Source organism: Streptomyces sp. NPDC019443, from assembly GCF_044389785.1.
Taxonomy (GTDB): Bacteria; Actinomycetota; Actinomycetes; order Streptomycetales; family Streptomycetaceae; genus Streptomyces.
Map to the genome: position 1 here is coordinate 210,482 of NZ_JBIRYJ010000007.1, position 21,295 is coordinate 231,776.

Sequence of the window (21,295 nt, forward strand, 5' to 3'; positions counted from 1 at the left end):
TGCCGGGCGGGGGGCCCTCTCCCCCCCCGGGGCGCCGCGGGGCCCGGGGGGCCCGGGCGGCCCCCCCCCCCCCCCCCCCCCGCGGGGGCCCCCCGGCGGGGGGGGGGGGGCGGCCCCCCCCCCCCCCCCGACTGCGTTTCGTCAGGCCGGTGGGATCACTGAGCGCCGGGGCGCACCAGACCGCTCTCGTACGCGTACACCGCGGCCTGCACCCGGTCGCGCAGGCCCAGTTTCGTCAGCACATGGCCCACATGCGTCTTGACGGTGGTCTCGCTGACGAACAGATCCGCGGCGATCTCGGCATTGGACAGCCCGCGCGCGACCAGCTTGAGCACCTCCACCTCGCGGTCGGTCAGCGTGTGCAGCGTGTCCGGGACCGGCTCCTCGCCGGACGGCAGATGGTCCGCGTACTTGTCGAGCAGCCGGCGCGTGATGCTCGGTGCCAGCATCGCCTCGCCCGCCGCCACCACCCGGATCGCCTGCACCAGCTCATTGGCGGGCGCGTCCTTCAGCAGGAAGCCGCTCGCGCCGGCCCGCAGCGCCTCCACCACGTACTCATCGAGGTCGAAGGTGGTCAGCACCAGCACCTTCGCCGGGCCGTCGCGTCCGGGGCCGGTGATCTGCCGGGTCGCCTCGACGCCGTCCATCCGGGGCATCCGGATGTCCATCAGCACCACATCAGGCTGCAGCGCCCGCACCTGGTCGAGGGCCTGGAGGCCGTCCCCGGCCTCGCCGACGACCGCGAGGTCCTGCTCCGCCTCCAGGATCATCCGGAAGCCGGTGCGCAGCAGCGGTTGGTCGTCGACCAGTAGGACGCGGATAGCCACGGGTACTCCTTCGTTTAGACGGGGCCCATTCTGCCCTGGCCATCCTCGGCCGAAGTGGTCGGGGAAATGCTCAGCGGATACACCGGGGGAGTGCCGCCGAATTCCGGACACACCGCCTGGTGGTCGCACCAGCCGCACAGCTTCGTCGGCCGCGGTCGCCAGTCACCCGACTCGGTGGCCTGTCTGATCGCTTCCCACAGCGCCAGCAGCTTGCGCTCCATACGCTCCAGGTCCTCCGGGACCGGGTCGTACGTCAGCACATCGCCGCTGCCCAGATACACCAGCTGAAGCCGGCGCGGCACAATGCTTTTCAGCCGCCAGATCACCAGCGCATAGAACTTCATCTGGAACAGCGCGCCCTCGCTGTACTCCGGGCGCGGGGCCTTGCCCGTCTTGTAGTCGACGATCCGCACCTCGCCGGTGGGCGCCACATCGACCCGGTCGATGACCCCGCGCAGCCGCAGCCCCGACTCCAGCTCCGTCTCGACGAACATCTCCCGCTCGGCGGGCTCCAGGCGGGTCGGATCCTCCAGCGAGAACCACCGCTCCACCAGCTGCTCCGCCTCGCCCAGCCAGCGCGTCAGCCGCTCGCCCTCGGCGTCCTCTGCGAACAACTCGCCCAACTCCGGCTTGGTCTCGAGCAGCCGGTCCCACTGGCCCGGGATCAGCGCCTTGGCGCGCGGAGCCGTGCGCTCCGCCGCCGGGGCGTCGAAGAGCCGCTCCAGCACCGCATGCACCAGCGTGCCGCGGGTAGCCGCCTCGCTGGGCTTCTCGGGCAGCTTGTCGATCACCCGGAAGCGGTACAGCAGGGGGCACTGCATGAAGTCGCTCGCCCGCGACGGCGACAGCGATGTGGGCTGCTGACTCGTACTCATGACTCAGACCCTACGGCCCGCCACTGACAGCGAGCGGAATACCATCGACCTCAGACCCTCGCGCACTGCATCATCGAGCGAGCGACGTATTCGCAATGAAGGGGACCCGTGAAAGAGGACGACACGAGCGGTGAGCGCAAGCGGCCGCAGTCCGGTACGGGGGGAGCGGACCCCGAGGGCGGCAAGCCGCGGCGCTCCGACGGCCCCGGCGGCGGCATTCTGATGGGCCGTCCCTTCGGCGTGCCGGTCTACGTCGCCCCCAGCTGGTTCATCGTCGCGGCCCTCATCACCTGGGTCTTCGGCGGTCAGCTCGACCGCGTGCTCCCCGAGCTCGGCGGTGCGCGCTATCTCGTCTCCCTCTTCTTCGCGGTCGCCTTCTACGCTTCCGTACTCGTCCACGAACTGGCCCACACCATCGCCGCGCTGCGCTTCAAACTGCCGGTGCGCCGCATCCAGCTGCAGTTCTTCGGCGGCGTCTCCGAGATCGAGAAGGAGTCAGAGACCCCGGGCCGCGAGTTCATCCTCGCCTTCGTCGGCCCGCTGCTCTCGCTCGTGCTGGCAGGCGTCTTCTACTTCGGCATGCAGGCCGTGGAGCCCGGCACGGTCCCGGGTGTGCTGCTGGCCGGCCTGATGATCTCCAACCTCATCGTCGCCGCGTTCAATCTGCTGCCCGGGCTGCCGCTCGACGGCGGCCGGATGCTGCGTGCCGTCGTCTGGAAGATCACCGGCAAGCCGATGGCGGGCACCGTCGCCGCGGCCTGGGTCGGCCGGGCGCTGGCCGTCGCCGTGCTCATCGGTTTGCCGCTGCTCACTCACACCGGCGCCCTCGGCAACGCCACCGAGGACATCGGCGGCATGGAGACGGTCACCGACGCGCTGCTCGCCGCGATTCTGGCCGCGATCATCTGGACCGGTGCGGGCAACAGCCTGCGCATGGCCCGGCTGCGCGAACACCTCCCCGAGCTGGAGGCCCGTACGCTCACCAGGCGCGCCGTCCCCGTCGAGTCCGACACCCCGCTCTCCGAGGCCCTGCGCCGCGCCAACGAGGCGGGCGCCCGCGCACTGGTCGTCGTCGACGGCCACGGCGAGCCGAAGGCCCTGGTCCGCGAGACGGCGATCGTCGGCGTCCCGGAACACCGCCGCCCGTGGGTCGCGGTCAGCGGCCTCGCCCAGGAGTTGACGGAGGGCATGAAGGTCTCGGCCGAACTCGCGGGCGAGGCCCTCCTCGACAAGCTGAGGGCGTCCCCGGCGACGGAGTACCTGGTGGTCGAGAAGACGGGCGAGATCTACGGCGTACTGTCCACGGCGGACGTGGAGCGCGCCTTCGTAGCAGCGATGGCGCGGCCTGCTGCTTCTTAGCGGCCTGCTGCTTCTTAGAGGCACGGTTCTCCCCCTGCCTTCGGCGGGGGATCCCTCACAGGGCGGCTCACTCGCTGCCGAGGCGAGCGCTCAGTCGGCTCAGGGGGCGCTCGCCCGGCGGCCGGGGCGGGGTGCCCAGGTCCTCGTGGTCCCCGGGTCCGACAGGGGCCGGTAGGCTGGTCACATGTCCGAACCGACCGGTGCCGCCCGCCGACGCGGGCCCTTCAAGGTCGGGGACCAGGTCCAGCTCACCGACCCCAAGGGACGCCACTACACGTTCACGCTCGAGGCCGGGAAGAATTTCCACACCCACAAGGGTTCCTTCCCGCACGACGAGCTGATCGGTGCTCCCGAGGGCAGTGTTGTCCGTACCACGGGAAACGTCGCCTACCTTGCGCTGCGCCCCCTGCTCCCCGACTACGTCCTGTCCATGCCCCGCGGCGCCGCCGTGGTCTACCCCAAGGACGCGGGGCAGATCCTGGCCTTCGCCGACATCTTCGCCGGCGCGCGCGTCGTCGAGGCGGGGGTGGGCTCCGGCTCGCTCAGCGCCTTCCTGCTGCGCGCCATCGGCGACCACGGGATGCTGCACTCCTACGAGCGCCGCGAGGACTTCGCCGAGATCGCCCAGCAGAACGTGGAGCGCTACTTCGGCGGCCCGCACCCCGCCTGGCAGCTCACCGTCGGCGACCTCCAGGACAACCTGACCGACGCCGACGTCGACCGCGTGATCCTGGACATGCTCGCCCCCTGGGAGTGCCTGGAGGCCGTCTCCAAGGCGCTCGTGCCCGGCGGCATCCTCTGCTGCTACGTCGCGACCACCACCCAGCTGGCGCGGACCGTGGAATCCATCCGCGAGATCGGCTGCTTCGCCGAACCGCAGCCCTGGGAGTCGATGATCCGCAACTGGCACGTCGAAGGCCTGGCCGTCCGCCCCGACCACCGGATGATCGGCCACACCGGGTTCCTCGTCACCGCCCGCCGTCTCGCCGACGGTGTGGAGCCCCCGATGCGCCGCCGCCGTCCCGCCAAGGGCGCCTACGGCGAGGACTACGAAGGCCCCAACAAGGGCTGAACCCGTACAACGCACGCACGCCGCCGCCGAGTTCCCGCGACATCGCAGGGAACTCGGCGGCGGCGTCCTTACGTTGACCGTTTCTTGACGAGCGCATTCGGACCCCGCTGTTCCGCACCCACTGTGACGTATGGCACGATGCAGGCCACCCCCACCGGACCGCCGTCACAGGAGACATCCCGCGTGCAGACCTCCGCCGTCCCGGACCTCGCGCACACCCACGCCCGCCCGGTGCACTGGCTGGCCACGGCGACGGCGATGGCCGCGGTCGTCGCGGCCGCCGGACTGCTGCAGCCCAGGGCCGCCACCGCGTCCCAGACGGGCGCACCCGGCACGGGCAGCGCCGCCGCCGCGGCCCCCGATCCGGCAGGCGTGCAGCTCCCGCTGGAGTGCGGCGGGGCGAAGACCGTCGTGACCGGCAAGGCTTCGGGCGATCTCGACGGCGACGGCAGCCCCGAGACCGTGGCCGTGGCCCGCTGCGACGCCGGCTCCGGCACTCCGCCGAGCGGCATGTACGTACTGACCCAGGGCAGGGGTACGGATCCACGCGTCGTCGCGACGCTGCTCGAGCCCTCGCAGAAGCAGTCCGTCAAAGACTTCGCCGTACGTGACGGAGCGGTTACGGCGACGTTGCTCGGCTACTCCTCGCCGGAAGTGCCGAGCTGCTGCCCCGACGAGCAGGAGAAGGTCAATTGGCGGTGGCAGGGTGGGAAGTTCGTCCGCAGCGCCCCGGCGCAAGCGCGCAGTATGTGATTTGTCACTCTGCGTCGGGGCCGTAGACCTCGACCTTGTCCGAAACGCGACGCACATGGATGCAGTCGCCCGGGCACTCCTTCGCGGAGTCCACGATGTCCTTCAGGAGCGGCAGTGGTACGGGCGTTGTGGCGCCCGGGTTCTGGAGCAGTTCGTCCTCGCCGCTCTTCACATACGCGAGCCCGTCGATGTCCAGCTCGAATACCTCGGGGGCGTACTGCGCACAGATCCCGTCCCCGGTGCAGAGGTCCTGGTCGATCCAGACCTCCAGGGCCTCCCCGACGCCTTCGGTGGGAGCCTCGTGCTGCACGGTCATATCTCCTGCCGTTTCCTTCGTCGGGTGTAGCAATGTGAAGCAAGTCGCGCCAGCCCTGACGGGTGTTGAACGCTTCGACGATACAACCGCCCGCTTTCCGATGTTGATGGGTGGGTATTCCCCTGGCGTGAGGGAGAGCGCAAGGGTGAAGATCGGACACACCCCTACCGTCTTTGTGATCTAGGGGTTTCAATCACCACCCGCCCAGGTAGGGTCAGGAAGCGTCCAGCTCCCCATGGAGGAGGTGAGGACCGTGGCAGCCCACGACGACGACATCAACCGCGGCATCCGGCCGGGGCGAGGGTCTGAAGACCCCGCCGGTCAGGTTGCCTATCTCGAGCAGGAAATCGCCGTCCTGCGCCGCAAGCTCGCCGACTCTCCGCGTCATACGAGGATTCTCGAAGAGCGGATCGTCGAGTTGCAGACCAACCTGGCCGGCGTCTCCGCACAGAACGAGCGGCTCGCCAACACGCTCCGTGAGGCCCGCGACCAGATCGTGGCCCTCAAGGAGGAGGTCGACCGGCTCGCTCAGCCGCCGGCCGGCTTCGGTGTCTTCCTGCAGGCCAATGAGGACGGCACCTGCGACATCTTCACCGGGGGCCGCAAGCTCCGGGTGAATGTCAGCCCCAGCGTCGAGCTCGACGAGCTCAGGCGGGGCCAGGAAGTCATGCTCAACGAGGCGCTCAACGTGGTCGAGGCCATGGAGTTCGAGCGCGCCGGGGACATCGTCACCCTCAAGGAGATCCTCGAGGACGGCGAGCGCGCCCTGGTGCTCGGGCACACCGACGAGGAACGGGTGGTGCGGCTTGCGGACACGCTGCTGGACACCACCATCCGCCCCGGCGACGCCCTGCTGCTCGAGCCCCGCTCCGGCTACGTCTATGAGGTGATCCCGAAGAGCGAGGTCGAAGAGCTCGTCCTCGAAGAGGTCCCGGACGTCGACTACGACAAGATCGGCGGTCTGGGCGGCCAGATCGAGATGATCCGCGACGCGGTCGAGCTTCCGTACCTCCACCCGGACCTCTTCAAGGAGCACGAACTGCGGCCGCCGAAGGGCATCCTGCTCTATGGCCCGCCCGGATGCGGCAAGACGCTGATCGCGAAGGCCGTCGCCAACTCCCTTGCCAAGAAGGTCGCCGAGGTGACCGGCCAGCCCGCGGGGAAGAGCTACTTCCTCAACATCAAGGGCCCCGAGCTCCTCAACAAGTACGTCGGTGAGACCGAGCGGCACATCCGCCTGGTCTTCCAGCGTGCCCGGGAGAAGGCGAGCGAGGGCACACCCGTCATCGTCTTCTTCGACGAGATGGAATCCCTCTTCCGCACCCGTGGTTCCGGCGTCAGCTCGGACGTGGAGAACACCATCGTCCCGCAGCTGCTCGCCGAGATCGACGGTGTGGAGGGCCTGGAGAACGTCATCGTCATCGGCGCCTCCAACCGCGAGGACATGATCGACCCCGCGATCCTGCGCCCCGGCCGGCTCGATGTGAAGATCAAGATCGAGCGCCCGGACGCGGAGGCCGCAAAGGACATCTTCGCCAAGTACCTGACCGCCTCGCTGCCGCTGCACTCGGACGACCTGTCCGAGCACAATGGCTCCAAGGAAGCCGCGGCGCACGGGATGATCCAGTCCGTCGTCGAGCAGATGTACGCGGAATCCGAGGAGAACCGCTTCCTCGAGGTCACGTACGCCAATGGCGACAAGGAAGTCCTGTACTTCAAGGACTTCAACTCCGGCGCGATGATCCAGAACATCGTCGACCGGGCCAAGAAGATGGCCATCAAGGCCTTCCTCGACCACAACCAGAAGGGCCTTCGGGTCTCCCACCTCCTCCAGGCATGCGTGGACGAGTTCAAGGAGAACGAGGACCTGCCGAACACGACCAACCCGGACGACTGGGCCCGGATCTCCGGAAAGAAGGGCGAGCGGATCGTGTTCATCCGCACCCTTGTCACCGGAAAGCAGGGCGCGGACACCGGACGTTCCATCGACACGGTGGCGAACACCGGTCAGTACCTGTAGAACGCAGACCGGCTGCGGATGCTGGAGGTCCCCTCGCCGCAGGCAGGGGGACGGGGCATCCGCAGCCGAATGCTTTTCCGACAGGTCCAGCCATAGCCGGAGCAATGACGAAATTGATCTCCCCACCAGTGCAGAGGCGTTCTAGGCTCTTCGGTACCACCGAGTCGCGCAGTGCGGGAACGGGCACCGCACAGGCACCGGAGAGACAGCGGTACTTGAGCGCCGTTCCCGGAGGGGAGCGCCGCCGGGCAAGGAGGGCCGCATGACCGTACGGCGAGTAATGGGCATCGAGACGGAGTACGGCATCTCCGTCCCTGGCCACCCGAACGCCAATGCCATGCTCACCTCGTCCCAGATCGTCAACGCCTACGCGGCGGCGATGCACAGGGCGCGGCGCGCCCGCTGGGACTTCGAGGAGGAGAATCCGCTGCGGGACGCCCGCGGCTTCGACCTCGCCCGCGAGGCCGCCGACTCCAGCCAGCTCACCGACGAGGACATCGGCCTGGCCAATGTGATCCTCACCAACGGTGCACGGCTGTACGTCGACCATGCGCACCCCGAGTACAGCTCACCCGAGGTCACCAACCCGCTCGACGCCGTCCTGTGGGACAAGGCGGGCGAGCGGATCATGGCGGAGGCCGCCGAGCGCGCGGCCCAGCTCCCCGGCGCCCAGCCGATCCACCTGTACAAGAACAACACCGACAACAAGGGCGCGTCCTACGGAACGCACGAGAACTACCTGATGAAGCGGGAGACCGCCTTCTCGGACATCGTGCGCCACCTGACGCCGTTCTTCGTGTCCCGGCAGGTCGTCACCGGCGCCGGACGGGTCGGAATTGGCCAGGACGGCCATGAACACGGCTTTCAGCTCAGCCAGCGGGCCGACTATTTCGAGGTCGAGGTCGGGCTCGAGACCACGCTGAAGCGGCCCATCATCAACACCCGTGACGAGCCCCACTCCGACGCCGAGAAGTACCGCCGGCTGCATGTGATCATCGGCGACGCGAACCTGTCCGAGATCTCGACCTACCTCAAGCTGGGCACGACGGCCCTGGTCCTGTCGATGATCGAGGACGGCTTCATCGCTGTTGACCTGGCGGTCGACCAGCCGGTACGCACCCTGCACCAGGTCTCCCACGACCCGACCCTCAAGCGCCTGGTCACGCTGCGCAGCGGCCGGACACTCACCGCAGTCCAGCTCCAGATGGAGTACTTCGAGCTGGCCCGCAAGTACGTCGAGGAGCGCTTCGGCGCCGACGCCGACGACCAGACCAAGGACGTCCTGGTCCGTTGGGAAGACACCCTCAACCGGCTCGAGAACGACCCGATGAGCCTGTCCGGCGAGCTGGACTGGATCGCCAAGAAGGAGCTCATGGAGGGCTACCGGCGGCGGGACAGCCTGGGCTGGGACGCGGCACGGCTGCACCTGGTGGACCTCCAGTACGCCGACGTACGCCCCGAGAAGGGCCTGTACAACCGGCTGGCGGCCCGCGGCAAGATGAAACGACTGCTGGACGAGCCCGACGTCGTACGGGCCGGGACGAAGCCCCCTGAGGACACCCGGGCGTACTTCCGCGGCCGCTGCCTGGAGCAGTACGCCGACGATGTGGCCGCGGCCTCCTGGGACTCGGTCATCTTCGATCTGCCCGGCCGTGACTCGCTGCAGCGGGTGCCGACCCTGGAGCCGCTGCGTGGTACGCGCAACCACGTCAAGGAGCTGCTGGACCGGTGCCGCACCGCGGAAGACCTGGTCCGGGTGCTGTCCGGGGGCTGAAATGGTTCTCGTCCGGGAATCATCGAGGTGGTCCCCGGACGTTGAGGCAAGTGCGGGGCCGATGTCGGACCCTGCTTGTAGGGTCTGATCTTGACCGAACGAACTCACGTCAGGGCAAACCGAGCGGGGTGAGGGATATGGCGACCAAGGACACCGGCGGCGGGCAGCAGAAAGCCACGCGTTCCACTGAGGAGACCGAGGAGCAGACGCAGGAGGCGCAGGCTTCGGAGGACCTCAAGGAGCGCCAGGACAAGCTGTCGGACGACGTCGACTCCGTACTGGACGAGATCGACGACGTCCTCGAGGAGAACGCAGAGGATTTCGTGAGGTCGTTTGTCCAGAAGGGTGGCGAGTAGTCGCTGAATGTCCGAATTGCATCACGCTAAGAAATGCTCGCGATGCAAACGGACTCTGGACCGTGATGCATTCGCCAGCAACAGCTCCACGGCGGACGGCCTCCAGGCGTACTGCCGGGAGTGCTCTGCGGAGTACTACCGGCAGCGCCAGGAGGCCAAGGGGCGCACTGTGCGGGTGAAGGTGCCTGTGCAGCGTGGCCACAAGCGGTGTCCACAGTGCGGCGAGATCAAGCCGCACACGGAATGGGAACGCAACAAGACCTCCTCGGACGGCTGGGCGAGCTACGCGAATGCCGCGCACAGCGCAATCGTGACAGTTACTTCCGCCGCAAATACGGGCTCACTCAGGCTGAGTTGACTCAACTCATCGCCGAGCAAGGCGGTGTCTGCGTGATCTGCCTTGCTGCTCCGGCAGAGCATGTGGATCACGACCACGAGACGGGTAGGGTCCGAGGCGTACTGTGCTTCAGCTGCAATGCCGCACTGGGGCAGTTCAAGGATCGGCCGGATGCCATAAGGCGTGCAGCCGCCTATGTGGAAGGAAACGCGTGGAAGCCAACACTCGTAGCACCGGGCGTCTACCAGCTGCCTTCCTGACGCCGGGCTCCTCTTCGTTCATGGACTTCCTGGGCCAGCACTCCCCGGAGATGCTGCCCGGCAAGCGCATCCTGCCGCCCGTACAGGGCGCCATCGAGGCACCGCACGGCACGACCATCGTCGCGACGACGTTCCCCGGCGGTGTGGTGCTCGCCGGTGACCGGCGGGCGACCATGGGCAACATGATCGCGCAGCGCGACATCGAGAAGGTCTTCCCGGCCGACGAGTACTCGGCCGTGGGCATCGCCGGCACCGCCGGCCTCGCCGTGGAGATGGTCAAGCTCTTCCAGCTGGAGCTGGAGCACTTCGAGAAGGTCGAAGGCGCCCAACTCTCCCTGGAGGGCAAGGCGAACCGGCTCTCCACGATGATCCGCAGCAACCTCGGCATGGCCATGCAGGGCCTGGCCGTGGTGCCGCTCTTCGCGGGGTACGACGTCGACCGCGAGAAGGGCCGGATCTTCTCGTACGACGTCACAGGCGGCCGCTCCGAGGAGCATGGATTCGCGGCCACCGGTTCTGGTTCGATCTTCGCCCGCGGAGCGATGAAGAAGCTCTACCGCGAGGACCTGACGGAGCAGCAGGCCACCACCCTGGTCATCCAGGCGCTGTACGACGCGGCCGACGACGACTCGGCGACCGGCGGGCCCGATGTGGCCCGGCGGATCTATCCGATCGTCACCGTCATCACCGACGAGGGCTTCCGCAGGCTCACCGAGGCCGAGTCCTCCGAGATCGCCCGCTCGATCCTGGAGCGCCGCCTCGAACAGCCCGACGGCCCGCGGGCCGCGCTGCTCTGAGATGCTCCCCCAGCTACCGCTGGGAGGTGCCCCCTCGCTACTGACAGAAAGGGACGGATAGCCGGTGTCGACGCCGTTCTATGTGTCACCCCAGCAGGCCATGGCCGATCGGGCGGAATACGCCCGCAAGGGCATCGCCCGTGGTCGCAGCCTCGTCGTGCTGCAGTACTCCGACGGCATTGTCTTCGTCGGTGAGAACCCGTCCCGTGCACTGCACAAATTCAGTGAGATCTACGACCGGATCGGCTTCGCCGCCGCCGGCAAGTACAACGAGTACGAGAACCTGCGGATCGGCGGCGTGCGCTACGCCGACCTGCGCGGTTACACCTACGACCGTGACGATGTGACGGCCCGCGGTCTCGCCAATGTCTACGCCCAGACGCTGGGCACGATCTTCTCCAGCGCGGCCGAGAAGCCGTACGAGGTGGAGCTGGTCGTCGCCGAGGTCGGGGCCACTCCCGAGGGCGACCAGATCTACCGGCTGCCGCACGACGGATCGATCGTGGACGAGCACGGCTCGGTCGCGGTCGGCGGCAGCGCGGAGCAGATCAGCACCTTCCTCGACCAGCGGCACCGCGACGGGATGTCGTTGGCCGAGGCTCTGAAGCTGGCCGTACAGGCCCTGTCCAACCAGACCAACGGCAGCGAGCGGGAGATCCCCGCGGACCGGCTGGAGGTCGCGGTGCTGGACCGTACGCGACCGCAGGCCCGGAAGTTCAAGCGCATCGTCGGACGGCAGCTGTCCCGGCTGCTGGAGGCCGACGGTGCCGCGTCGACGCCGACGGACGCGCCGTCGGACACCGAGGAGACCGAGGAGACCGAGGGCGGCGAGGAGTAGCCCACGGCCCCGGCCGCTGACCCGGCTGCGCCCCGGACCGCCCGTGCGGACCGGGGCGCAGCCGTATCCCCAGGTCAGGGGAGCGCCCAGCGGTGGAGGCGGGAGCGGTCCCGGGTGAGCCAGGTGCCGTCGCCCAGGGGGGTCACATCGCCGCCGACCGCCACCGGATACCGCACCCGGCCCAGCGGGCGGAGCGTCACCGTGTCGCACAGCCAGTGACGTACCGACACCGGCCGCCCGGGCAGATAGATCCGGCCGGTGACCAGGACATGCGCGCCGTCGATCAGGTGCGCGCCGGTGAACTCGTCGTTGTCGCGGTCGACCGCCAGCTCGCCGAGGTCGAACAGCACGGCCGGGTCGTCGGCGCCCACATCGTGGGACGCGAGCTCGTCGCGGTCGTCGTTGTGCGCGATTCCCTCGGCGCGCCGGATGGTGAGCACCCGGGACGCGGCGGGCAGGAAGTCGATCACCTCGCGCATCGTCGTGCCGCCACGGATGTGCAGCCCGTCGTGGCGCGGCTCGATCCACCAGGTCGACCAGCTGTACCAGGCCGTCCAGCAGGAGAGCGCGAGCAGTGAGCCGTCCGGATGCCACCGCTGCGTCACGTCCGAGGCGACGGCCCCGATCGGGCGGCGGGCCCGGACGTCGCCGGACGCGGCGTCGAGGAGGAGCAGGGTGTCCCGCGCGTAGCGATGCCGTGGCGGGGTGTCCTGGACCAGTATCGCGGCGCGCTCGCCGGTGGCGAGCGTCGGCACCAGGACGCTGACGAGACTGCCGTCAGGGCTCACGGCGGGCGGGCCGGGCGGGCGCGGGTCCCGGTGCCCACCGTGCCAGCCGGCGTGCCGCAGCTCCCAGCGGGTGGCACCGTCGGGGCCGACGACGCGGATCCTGGAGCCCTCGGCGACGACGAGGGCTCCGCCGGGCAGCGGGGTGGCCGCGGCGCACGGAGACAGGCGCAGGGTCTGCGCGGGGGTGAGGGTGCCGGAGAGGAAGGTCTCTGAGTCGTGGATCTCCAGCCGCTCATCGGTTCTGACGATCAGCCGGTCCCTGGAGAGAGGTGTTACGGAGCCTGTTGCGGAGACCGTCCCGATCAGCGTCGCGTCGATCGGGGTCTCGGCCGTACTCGTCATGATCGTGATCGTTCCACGGCGGGTGTCGTGGGCTCAAGGCCGCCGGGTACGGACCATCCGGACGAGTTCAGACGGTCCGTACGGGGGCTGACGAGCCGCGTACGACCAGTTCGACCGGGATGTCGCCCTCCTCGGACGGACGGCCTTCGAGGACCGCGAGCAGGGCGGACATACCGCGCTCGCCAACCCGTTCCGCGGGCAGGCTGACCGTGGTGAGCTCCGGCTCCAGCGCGGTGGCGAGCGCGAGGTCGTCGAAGCCGGTGACGGACACGTCATCGGGGACCCGCAGGCCCAGTCGCCGTACCGCCTTGCAGGCCCCGGCGGCCAGGATGTCGTCGTCGCACACGATCGCGGTGGGCCGCAGCCCCGGACCGGTGAGTGCCCGCTCCGCGGCCTCGCGCGCGCCGGCCACGTCGAGGGGTGCGGGCACGGTCCGTACGACCGCGTCGGGGACGTCGCGCAGCGCCGTGGCGAGTGCCCGGGCCCGTACGTCGAAGGTCCAGGAGGACACGGCGGATGCGAGATGGACGAAGCGGCGATGGCCGAGCCCCAGCAGATGGGCCGACATCTGCCGCATGCCGTCGGCGATGTCGAGATTGACGTGGGCCGCGGCGCCCGGGTCGGCGGGGTCGCTGTCGAGCATCACCAGCGGGAGATCCGTACCGCGGATGGCGGTCAGGGCCTGTGCGGCCATGGAGGACGCGATCACGCCGTCGAGCGCGGCGCGGGCCGAGGCGAAGGGGTCCTTGGCGGGGCCGACGCCCTCGGGGGAGGGGTAGAGCACCACGCCGAATCCGTGCTCGGAAGCGACGGTGGCCGCGCCCGTGTAGACGCGGGCGAAGAACTCGTTGGTGAGGGCGGGCACCACGAGCAGCGCGGTCCTGGTCCGCCCGAGCCGCAGATTGCGCGCGGCGAGGTTGGGCCGGTAGCCGAGCTGGCGCGCGGCATCCCGTACGAGCCCGGCGGTGCGTTCGGAGACCCGGCCGCGCCATTTCTCGCCGAGGACGAGGGACACGGTGGCCTGCGATACACCGGCGAAGCGGGCGACATCCCGGCTGGTGGGCCGGGGGGTGCCGGCGCGGGGTCCGACCGGCGGGGGCGCCGCCCCCTGGCCCGCCGCCGCGGGGTGGTCCTTTGGGGACCCGTGTGCCATCGGTGCCGTCCTCAGCCGCAAGCCACTTGTTCAGGTACGCCTCCGCGGTGGACCCGCGGACTGTCGACATGGTACGTATGACCGAAGACGTTATACGTAAAACCTCGGATCGTGCCGGGGGAGAGGGGCGGCAACATGGCGGCGGGAGCCACCGGCTACGCAGACATCCTCAAGGCGCCGCACGCCGCACGGCTCCTCACCGGGACGCTCGTGGGGCGGCTGCCCAACGCCACAGCCCCCGTGGCCATGGTCCTGTTCACCCGCGCCGAGGGCGGCAGCTACAGCCTCGCCGGCGGGCTCGCCGCCGTGTACGGCATAGCGACCGCGATAGGCCAGCCACTCCTCGGCCGCGCCGTCGACCTGCACGGGCAGCCGCGCGTCCAGTTCCCCGCCGCCGTCGTCTCCGCCATCGGCATGGTGCTCCTCGCCGCGGCCGGCATCGGCGCGCTGCCCGTCGCTTACGCGGCCGCCGCCGTCGCGGGCGTCTTCACGCCGCCTCTCGAGGGCGGACTGCGCGCCTTGTGGCCCAGCGTCCTGGGTGGCGAGGACAGGGTGCACAGGGCCTACGCCATGGACGCCGTCGCGCAGGAGATCATGTTCACCGTCGGTCCGCTGCTGGTCACCCTGCTCGTCTCGCTCTGGTCGGCCGGCGCAGCCCTCCTCGTCATCAACGTCATCGGCGTCCTCGGCGCGCTCTCCGTCGTACTTTCCAAGCCCTCCCGCGGCTGGCGCTCCGCACCCCGCGAGGCCCACTGGCTGGGCGCACTGCGCTCGCCCGGCCTGCTCGCCCTCCTCGGGTCCTTCTTCTTCGTCGGCCTGGCGCTCGGCTCGATCACCGTCGCCGGAGTCGCGTACGCCGACGACCAGGGCCGTGAGTCGGTGTACGGCTGGCTGATGGCGGCGCTCGGCCTCGGCGCGCTCATCGGCGGCATGGCCTACGGCGCCCGCCAGTGGGCAGGCGCCCCGGAACGCCGCCTCCGCGTCATCGTCGGCCTGCTCGCGCTCGGCTATCTGCCGCTGGCGCTCACTCCCGGTGTGGTCGCCATGACCGCGCTCGCCGCCGTCTCCGGCCTCTTCCTCGCGCCCGCGATCGCCTGCGCCTTCATCGTCGTCGACCGGCACGCCCCGAGCGGCACCGTCACCGAGGCGTTCTCCTGGCTCGTCACCACCTTCGGCGTCGGCGCCGCGGTCGGAACCGCTGTCGCAGGTCCGGCGGTCGAGCTCGGCGGCACCGCGTGGAGCTTCGCCGTCGCGGGAGCCGGAGGGATCGCCGCGCTGTTGGTTCTGACGGGCACTCAGCGGGTCCTCGCAGTTCCCGGCCGTACCAAGGACATCGCAGGCTCATCGGAAAATGATCGAAACGGTGCTGCCGAACCCGGTTTCAGCTCAGGCCGTGAGGCGTAATGTTCAGACATGGACCGCCGCATTTTCGGGCTGGAGAACGAGTACGGCGTCACGTGCACGTTCAGGGGACAGCGCCGACTGTCACCTGACGAAGTGGCGCGCTACCTCTTCCGCCGTGTTGTCTCATGGGGCCGCAGCAGCAATGTCTTCCTGCGGAACGGCGCCCGCCTCTACCTCGACGTGGGTTCGCATCCGGAATACGCAACTCCCGAATGCGACAACGTGACCGAACTGGTCACCCACGACAAAGCCGGCGAGCGCATTCTCGAAGGCCTGCTCGTCGACGCCGAACGCCGCCTGCACGAGGAGGGAATCGCGGGCGACGTCTATCTCTTCAAGAACAACACCGACTCGGCGGGAAACTCCTACGGCTGCCACGAGAACTATCTCGTAGCCCGCCACGGAGAGTTCTCCCGGCTGGCGGACATCCTCATTCCGTTCCTGGTCACCCGTCAGCTGCTGTGCGGCGCGGGCAAGGTGCTGCAGACCCCGCGGGGCGCGGTCTACTGCGTCAGTCAGCGCGCCGAGCACATCTGGGAGGGCGTCAGCTCCGCCACCACCCGCTCGCGCCCGATCATCAACACCCGCGACGAGCCGCACGCCGACGCGGAGCGCTACCGCCGCCTCCATGTCATCGTCGGCGACTCGAACATGTCCGAGACGACGATGCTGCTGAAGGTCGGCGCGACCGATCTCGTACTGCGCATGATCGAGGCGGGCACCGTGATGCGCGATCTGACCCTGGAGAACCCCATCCGGGCGATCCGCGAGGTCAGCCACGACATCACCGGCCAGCGCAAGGTGCGCCTGGCCAGCGGCCGCGAGGCCTCCGCCCTCGAAGTCCAGCGCGAGTACTACGAGAAGGCCGTCGACTTCGTCGAGCGGCGCGGGATCCGCACCGGCACGGTCGAGCAGGTCCTGGAGCTCTGGGGCCGCACGCTCGACGCGATCGAGGCCGAGGACCTCGACCGGATCGGCACCGAGATCGACTGGGTCATGAAGTACAAGCTCATCGAGCGCTACCGCGCCAAGCACAACATGACCATGTCGCATCCGCGAGTCGCCCAGATAGACCTCGCCTACCACGACATCCACCGCAGGCGCGGGCTGTACTACCTGCTGGAGCGCAAGGGCCAGGCCGCCCGGATCTGCAACGACCTGAAGATCTTCGAGGGCAAGTCCGTGCCCCCGCAGACCACCCGGGCCCGGCTGCGCGGCGACTTCATCCGCCGGGCGCAGGAGCAGCGGCGGGACTTCACCGTCGACTGGGTGCACCTCAAGCTCAATGACCAGGCGCAGCGCACCGTGCTGTGCAAGGACCCCTTCCGGTCGGTCGACGACCGGGTGGAGAAGCTCATCGCCGGCATGTAGGCCACCAGCCGGTGGAACGCCACTCGGGCCCCGTACGTTCCTCGTGCGGGGCCCTTGGCACGCCCTAGAGTGTCGGGCAACTACTGTGCCGTCTGAGATCTGAGGAACACGTGCGCCGACTTGCCGGCCTTCTCGTCGTCCCCCTGCTGCTGCTGTCCACGGCGGCGTGCGGCAGCGACGACAAGGGCTCCGACTCCATCTCGTCCAAGAACGGACTGCCCGCGATCACCGCCGGAGCCAAGTTCGGCGAGAAGCCGACACTGGCGAAGGGCGAAGGCGATCCGCCCAAGGAGCTGAAGGTCGAGACGATCAGCGAGGGCAAGGGCACGACGCTGAAGAAGGGCGACCCGGTCCAGGTCAACTACCTCGGCCAGAGCTGGGACTCGGACAAGCCCTTCGACAACAGCTTCGACCGCAAGCAGCCGTTCGACCTCACGCTGGGCGCCGGCGGCGTCATCCAGGGCTGGGACAAGGGCCTCGTGGGCCAGAAGGTCGGCAGCCGTATCGAGATGTCGATCCCGCCGGAGCTCGGCTACGGCGCGCAGGGCCAGGGCGACATCAAGCCGAACGCCACCCTCGTCTTCGTCATCGACATCCTGAAGTCCACCCCGGTGCCGCTGTCCGCCAAGGGCACCGAGGTCGCCCAGGACAACATCGACCTGCCGAAGGTGGGCACCAACACCGACGGCAAGGCCCCCTCGGTCACCTTCCCCAAGTCCGCCGACGCGCCGAAGAAGCTCGTCTCCAATTACGTCCTGGAGGGCACGGGCCCCGTGCTGACGGCGAAGGACACCGTCGTCGTGAAGTACGAGGCGTATCTCTGGGACGGCGCCAAGAAGTTCGACAGCACCTATCAGGCGGGAAAGACCCAGACTTTCCCGCTGGCGCAGGTGACGCTCAAGGGCCTCAAGGACGGCATCGTCGGCAAGAAGGTCGGCAGCCGCATCCTGCTCGTCATCCCGCCGGACCAGGCATTCGGGGACAAGGAGCAGCAGGGCATCCCGAAGAACTCGACGCTGGTCTTCGCCGTGGACCTGCTGACCAAGGTCTAAGCACCAACGTGTAAGCACCAATGGGGTCGGCACGAAGGTGTAAGACTGTCCTGGTTGCCCCGTTCATCATTTAGAGGAGCAGTTCAGTGAGCATCGAGAAGCCCGAGATCGACTTCCCGGGTGGCGAGCCGCCGGCCGACCTGGAGATCAAGGACATCTGGGAGGGTGACGGCCCGGTGGCCAAGGCGGGCGACACCGTCTCCGTCCACTACGTTGGCGTGGCTTTCTCCACCGGCGAGGAGTTCGACGCGTCCTGGAACCGCGGCACTCCCCTGCAGTTCCAGCTCGGCGTCGGCCAGGTCATCTCCGGCTGGGACCAGGGCGTGCAGGGCATGAAGGTCGGCGGCCGTCGCCAGCTGATCATCCCCGCGCACCTCGCGTACGGCGACCGCGGCGCCGGTGGCGGCCGTATCGCCCCCGGCGAGACGCTGATCTTCGTCTGCGACCTGGTCGCCGTCTGACCACGTACGGACAGTGAACGAGGGCCCATGCCTTGTGGCATGGGCCCTCGGCTTTTGCCCCGGCGCTCCCGAGCGGTACGGTCAACAATCGGAAGCACTTTGAGGAAGGGCGTCGATGGCCATTGCCAAGGCCGAGCGGCTGATGAATCTGGCGCTGTGCCTGCTGGGGACCCGCCGCCCGCTCAGCAAGCGCGAACTGCGCGGTTCCATCGAGGCCTACCTCGAGGCAGGTTCCGACGACTCCTTCAACCGGATGTTCGAGCGCGACAAGGATGATCTGCGCGAACTCGGCCTGGTCATCGAGACGGTGGAGAATCTCGACGGCGACACCGGCTATCTCGCCCGCCGCGACTCCAACCGGCTGCCCGCCATCACGCTCGACGCCGAGGAGGCGGCCGCGCTCGGCCTCGCCGCCAAGGTCTGGCAGCAGGCGCGGCTCGCCGGAGCCGCCAGCGGCGCCCTGCAGAAGCTGCGCGCGGCCGGCATGCCCGAGGCCGAGGATTCGTACGAGGCGCACCACAGTGCACTCGAACCCCGCATCCCCGTCCATGAGGCCGCCTTCGAGCCTTTGATGCTCGCCTGCCGCGACCGCCGCCCGGTCGTCTTCGACTACCGCAAGGCGAACGCCGCGCGCCCCGAGCCGCGCCATGTCGAGCCATGGACGCTCGAGTGCTGGCGCGGCCACTGGTATCTGGCGGGCTGGGACCGGGACCGCGGCGCCGAGCGGGTCTTCCGGCTCTCCCGCATCACCGGCCGGGTCCGCTCGCGCGCCGGCTCCTTCACCGCGCCCGTGCCCGACGTCGTCACCGTCCGGGAGACCGTCGAGAGCTGGGCGGGGGAGACGGCGACCCGTTCCGCGCGGATCCGGCTGCGCACCGGCTGCGGCTATCCGCTGCGGTCCAGAGCCCAGTCGATACGGGAACTGGGGGAGGGCTGGGACGAGTTGGAGATTCCGTACGGACACGGGCTCGACGCCTGGCTCGTGGAGTTCGGCCCGGACGTCGTCGTACTGGAGCCCGCGGATCTGCGGGCCGATGTGGTGGACCGGCTGCGCGCCGTGGCCAAGGGCTGAGGGGGACTCGTACAACCATGGCCGCCAATGCCATTGACCAGACCCGGCGGATGCTCTCGCTGGTGACCTATCTGCGGGAGCGCCCCGGCGCGCGCGTCGGCGACGTCGCCCGTGCCTTCGGGATCACCGAGGACGAGCTGATCTCCGACCTCGACGTACTGCCGATGTGCGGGACGAGCTTCCGCGGCGGCGATCTGCTGGACATCGACACCGACGGTGAGCGCATCTGGTGGCACAACCCCGACGATGTCGCAGAGCCGCTGCGGCTCGCTGCCGACGAGGCGACCGCGCTGCTGGTCGCCGCGCGCGCCGTGGCCACGCTGCCGGGGCTGCGCGAGAGCGACCGGGAAGCGCTGCTGCGGGCCACCGCCAAGCTGGAGGCCGCGGCGGGCGAGACGGCGGGCGCCAGCTCCCGGCTGTCGGTGACCTTCGAGTCCGAGGGCGGCGTCTTCGCCGACGTCGACCGGGCGATCTCGGAGCGACGGCGCCTGTGGCTGAAGTACTACTCGCCCGCGCGCGACGAGCTCACCGAGCGCGAGGTCGACCCGATCCGGCTCTTCGCCGTGGGACATACGTATATGGAGGCCTGGTGCCGTCTCTCCGAGGCGCGCAGGACCTTCCGCCTCGACCGGGTGGCGGAGATCAGGCTGCTGGACGCGCCCGCGGCCCCGCCCGAGCTGGAGCTGCGCGATCTGTCGGAGGGGCTTGTGCAGCCGTCCGCGGACGACCCCGAGGTCGTGGTCGAGGTCGGCCCCGGTGGACGCTGGGTCGCGGAGTACTACCCGCACGACAGCGCGGAGGAGCTGCCGGACGGCGGTCTGCGGATCACTTTGCGTACGCCTGAGCCTGCCTCGCTGCGCCGGCTGGCGCTGCGGCTGGGGCAGGACGGGCGGATCGTCTCGCCGCAGGACCTGGCGGACAGCGCCCGGCTGGCGGCGCGCGAGGCGCTCGCGGCCTACGACGGTCAGGAATAGGGAGACTCGCGTCATATGTCTGTGATGTCAGGAATCGCGGCCCATGTGGGACCGGTCCTCTTCAAGGCCGCTTGCCCCGACTGCCGCGCCCGCTTCGAGCTCTCGGCGGGTGCCCTGCGACTGGCGATCGGCGCGAGCGCGCGGACCACGTTCTACTCCTTCACCTGCCCGGAGTGCGGGTCCGCGGTCCGCAAGCCGGCGGGGGAGCGCATCGTCGAACTCCTCACCGGCGGCGGCGTGCGGACGCTGCGCCTCCATTCCTCCCTCTGAGACGTCTAGGCTCTGCCCATGCTCTGGCCCATGCTCGCCATCGCCCTCGGCTTCGTCGGGATCGCCGTGCTCGGCGTCCTCGGCATCCGGGTCTTCATCGAGGCCCAGCGCCTGGGCCATGAGGTGGCCCGCACGACGGAGCGGATCAACCGTGCGGCGGAGGATCTGGAGAGGGCGGCGACGGATCTGGCGCGTACCGGCGAGGCCTTGCGGTAAGGCGGGCGCACCCTGATGCGTGGGCGACTCGGGCGGTAGGCTGATAACTGGCGGCAACAGGCAATGAGGCGCCGGCCGCGACGGGAGTATGCAAGGGGATTGCCCTGCGTTTACCCGTGAGAGTTACGATCGCAGCCGGTCGCGGTTCGGACACCAGTCCACCGCGATCAGCAGCTCAGCCCCATGCCGCCTCGGTGAGAAGGTAGACACCAGCTATGTTCCGACAGATCGGTCCCCTCGAGATCAGTCTCATCCTTCTCGTCGTCGTTTTGCTCTTCGGGGCCAAGAAGCTTCCCGAGATGGCCCGTTCGCTGGGTAAGTCCGCCCGCATCCTGAAGAGCGAAGCGAAGGCGATGAAGTCCGAGGGTCAGCCGGCCGCCACTCCGGCCGACCCGCCGCAGGACCCGGCCCAGGGTCAGGCCGCCCCTCGTACGATCCAGGCGTCGCCCGGCGACGTGACGAGCGCTCGCCCCGTGAACGAGCCCACCGACACCACCCCCCAGCGCTGACCCCAAGGCCGCCGATCACGGCCTGCCGCACGAGATGAGGACGTGGGTTGCTCAAGCCTGCCCGCTCGAAACAGAAGCAGGAGAAGGACCCCGAAGGGC

23 protein-coding genes are annotated in these 21,295 nt (G+C 69.2%); 18 read left to right on the top strand and 5 right to left on the bottom strand.

What is annotated here, in order from left to right; all coding sequences use genetic code 11:
• Positions 1 to 155: 155 nt before the first annotated feature.
• Positions 156 to 827 carry a response regulator transcription factor gene (locus ACH492_RS23460; protein WP_307664487.1) on the bottom strand — a complete coding sequence of 224 codons (672 nt, stop codon included), beginning with the start codon at positions 825 to 827 and terminating at the stop codon, positions 156 to 158.
• 14 nt (positions 828 to 841) lie between these two features.
• Positions 842 to 1,702: a RecB family exonuclease gene (locus ACH492_RS23465; RefSeq protein ID WP_398989526.1), complete on the bottom strand. Its 861-nt coding sequence runs from the start codon at positions 1,700 to 1,702 to the stop codon at positions 842 to 844.
• A 108-nt stretch (positions 1,703 to 1,810) separates the two neighbouring features.
• Here ACH492_RS23465 and ACH492_RS23470 point away from each other — a divergent pair, with 108 nt between their 5' ends.
• The 3 genes from ACH492_RS23470 (at position 1,811) to ACH492_RS23480 (ending at position 4,886) form a co-directional block, all read left to right on the top strand.
• Positions 1,811 to 3,061 carry a site-2 protease family protein gene (locus tag ACH492_RS23470; protein WP_398989528.1) on the top strand — a complete coding sequence of 417 codons (1,251 nt, stop codon included), beginning with the start codon at positions 1,811 to 1,813 and terminating at the stop codon, positions 3,059 to 3,061.
• Between the two features lie 184 nt (positions 3,062 to 3,245).
• Positions 3,246 to 4,133 (top strand): tRNA (adenine-N1)-methyltransferase, encoded by an 888-nt coding sequence (locus ACH492_RS23475; protein WP_142216178.1) that lies wholly within the window; start codon positions 3,246 to 3,248, stop codon positions 4,131 to 4,133.
• A 183-nt stretch (positions 4,134 to 4,316) separates the two neighbouring features.
• Entirely contained in the window at positions 4,317 to 4,886 is a 570-nt protein-coding gene (locus ACH492_RS23480; RefSeq protein WP_398989530.1) for a hypothetical protein, read from the top strand.
• A 4-nt stretch (positions 4,887 to 4,890) separates the two neighbouring features.
• On the opposite strand, the gene ACH492_RS23485 is transcribed toward ACH492_RS23480, so the two are convergent.
• Positions 4,891 to 5,202, bottom strand: a complete 312-nt coding sequence (locus ACH492_RS23485) for a ferredoxin (RefSeq protein WP_398989532.1) — start codon at positions 5,200 to 5,202, stop codon at positions 4,891 to 4,893.
• Between the two features lie 253 nt (positions 5,203 to 5,455).
• Between ACH492_RS23485 and arc the strand changes: the two genes are divergently transcribed.
• The 6 genes from arc to prcA all read left to right on the top strand — a co-directional run bounded on the left by arc (position 5,456) and on the right by prcA (position 11,584).
• Complete coding sequence (gene arc / locus ACH492_RS23490) at positions 5,456 to 7,222, top strand: proteasome ATPase (protein WP_307664492.1); 1,767 nt, start codon at positions 5,456 to 5,458, stop codon at positions 7,220 to 7,222.
• 262 nt (positions 7,223 to 7,484) lie between these two features.
• Positions 7,485 to 8,996, top strand: a complete 1,512-nt coding sequence (gene dop / locus ACH492_RS23495; RefSeq protein WP_398989534.1) for a depupylase/deamidase Dop — start codon at positions 7,485 to 7,487, stop codon at positions 8,994 to 8,996.
• Positions 8,997 to 9,133: 137 nt separating this feature from the next.
• On the top strand, positions 9,134 to 9,352 hold the full coding sequence (locus ACH492_RS23500; protein WP_215091412.1) for a ubiquitin-like protein Pup: 219 nt from the start codon (positions 9,134 to 9,136) through the stop codon (positions 9,350 to 9,352).
• Positions 9,353 to 9,595: 243 nt separating this feature from the next.
• Entirely contained in the window at positions 9,596 to 9,949 is a 354-nt protein-coding gene (locus ACH492_RS23505) for an endonuclease VII domain-containing protein (protein ID WP_398989537.1), read from the top strand.
• Positions 9,901 to 10,746 carry a proteasome subunit beta gene (gene prcB / locus ACH492_RS23510; RefSeq protein ID WP_398989539.1) on the top strand — a complete coding sequence of 282 codons (846 nt, stop codon included), beginning with the start codon at positions 9,901 to 9,903 and terminating at the stop codon, positions 10,744 to 10,746. Before ACH492_RS23505 ends, prcB begins: the two co-directional genes overlap by 49 nt.
• Before the next feature lie 64 nt (positions 10,747 to 10,810).
• Positions 10,811 to 11,584 carry a proteasome subunit alpha gene (gene prcA / locus ACH492_RS23515; RefSeq protein ID WP_398989541.1) on the top strand — a complete coding sequence of 258 codons (774 nt, stop codon included), beginning with the start codon at positions 10,811 to 10,813 and terminating at the stop codon, positions 11,582 to 11,584.
• Between the two features lie 74 nt (positions 11,585 to 11,658).
• Here the strand turns inward: prcA and ACH492_RS23520 are convergent, their stop codons facing one another.
• Complete coding sequence (locus ACH492_RS23520; RefSeq protein ID WP_398989543.1) at positions 11,659 to 12,714, bottom strand: hypothetical protein; 1,056 nt, start codon at positions 12,712 to 12,714, stop codon at positions 11,659 to 11,661.
• Positions 12,715 to 12,781: 67 nt separating this feature from the next.
• Positions 12,782 to 13,867, bottom strand: a complete 1,086-nt coding sequence (locus ACH492_RS23525; RefSeq protein ID WP_398989545.1) for a LacI family DNA-binding transcriptional regulator — start codon at positions 13,865 to 13,867, stop codon at positions 12,782 to 12,784.
• A 135-nt stretch (positions 13,868 to 14,002) separates the two neighbouring features.
• Here ACH492_RS23525 and ACH492_RS23530 point away from each other — a divergent pair, with 135 nt between their 5' ends.
• From ACH492_RS23530 to tatA, 9 genes are all read left to right on the top strand, one after another.
• The gene (locus ACH492_RS23530; protein WP_398989751.1) at positions 14,003 to 15,271 is read left to right on the top strand and encodes an MFS transporter; all 1,269 of its coding nucleotides are present in this window, start codon (positions 14,003 to 14,005) and stop codon (positions 15,269 to 15,271) included.
• Positions 15,272 to 15,280: 9 nt separating this feature from the next.
• Entirely contained in the window at positions 15,281 to 16,642 is a 1,362-nt protein-coding gene (gene pafA / locus ACH492_RS23535; protein ID WP_215091400.1) for a Pup--protein ligase, read from the top strand.
• A 110-nt stretch (positions 16,643 to 16,752) separates the two neighbouring features.
• Positions 16,753 to 17,694, top strand: coding sequence for an FKBP-type peptidyl-prolyl cis-trans isomerase (locus tag ACH492_RS23540; RefSeq protein WP_398989547.1), 942 nt, complete (start codon positions 16,753 to 16,755; stop codon positions 17,692 to 17,694).
• Between the two features lie 86 nt (positions 17,695 to 17,780).
• A complete protein-coding gene (locus tag ACH492_RS23545; RefSeq protein WP_005319531.1) occupies positions 17,781 to 18,155 on the top strand; it encodes an FKBP-type peptidyl-prolyl cis-trans isomerase in 375 nt (124 codons plus the stop codon).
• A 115-nt stretch (positions 18,156 to 18,270) separates the two neighbouring features.
• Entirely contained in the window at positions 18,271 to 19,227 is a 957-nt protein-coding gene (locus tag ACH492_RS23550) for a helix-turn-helix transcriptional regulator (RefSeq protein ID WP_398989550.1), read from the top strand.
• 17 nt (positions 19,228 to 19,244) lie between these two features.
• Positions 19,245 to 20,201 carry a helix-turn-helix transcriptional regulator gene (locus ACH492_RS23555; RefSeq protein ID WP_398989552.1) on the top strand — a complete coding sequence of 319 codons (957 nt, stop codon included), beginning with the start codon at positions 19,245 to 19,247 and terminating at the stop codon, positions 20,199 to 20,201.
• A gap of 15 nt (positions 20,202 to 20,216) precedes the next feature.
• Positions 20,217 to 20,471, top strand: a complete 255-nt coding sequence (locus tag ACH492_RS23560; RefSeq protein ID WP_307664502.1) for a hypothetical protein — start codon at positions 20,217 to 20,219, stop codon at positions 20,469 to 20,471.
• A gap of 18 nt (positions 20,472 to 20,489) precedes the next feature.
• Positions 20,490 to 20,687, top strand: a complete 198-nt coding sequence (locus ACH492_RS23565) for a hypothetical protein (protein ID WP_398989554.1) — start codon at positions 20,490 to 20,492, stop codon at positions 20,685 to 20,687.
• A gap of 215 nt (positions 20,688 to 20,902) precedes the next feature.
• On the top strand, positions 20,903 to 21,196 hold the full coding sequence (gene tatA, locus ACH492_RS23570; RefSeq protein WP_215091382.1) for a Sec-independent protein translocase subunit TatA: 294 nt from the start codon (positions 20,903 to 20,905) through the stop codon (positions 21,194 to 21,196).
• Positions 21,197 to 21,295 lie beyond the last annotated feature (99 nt).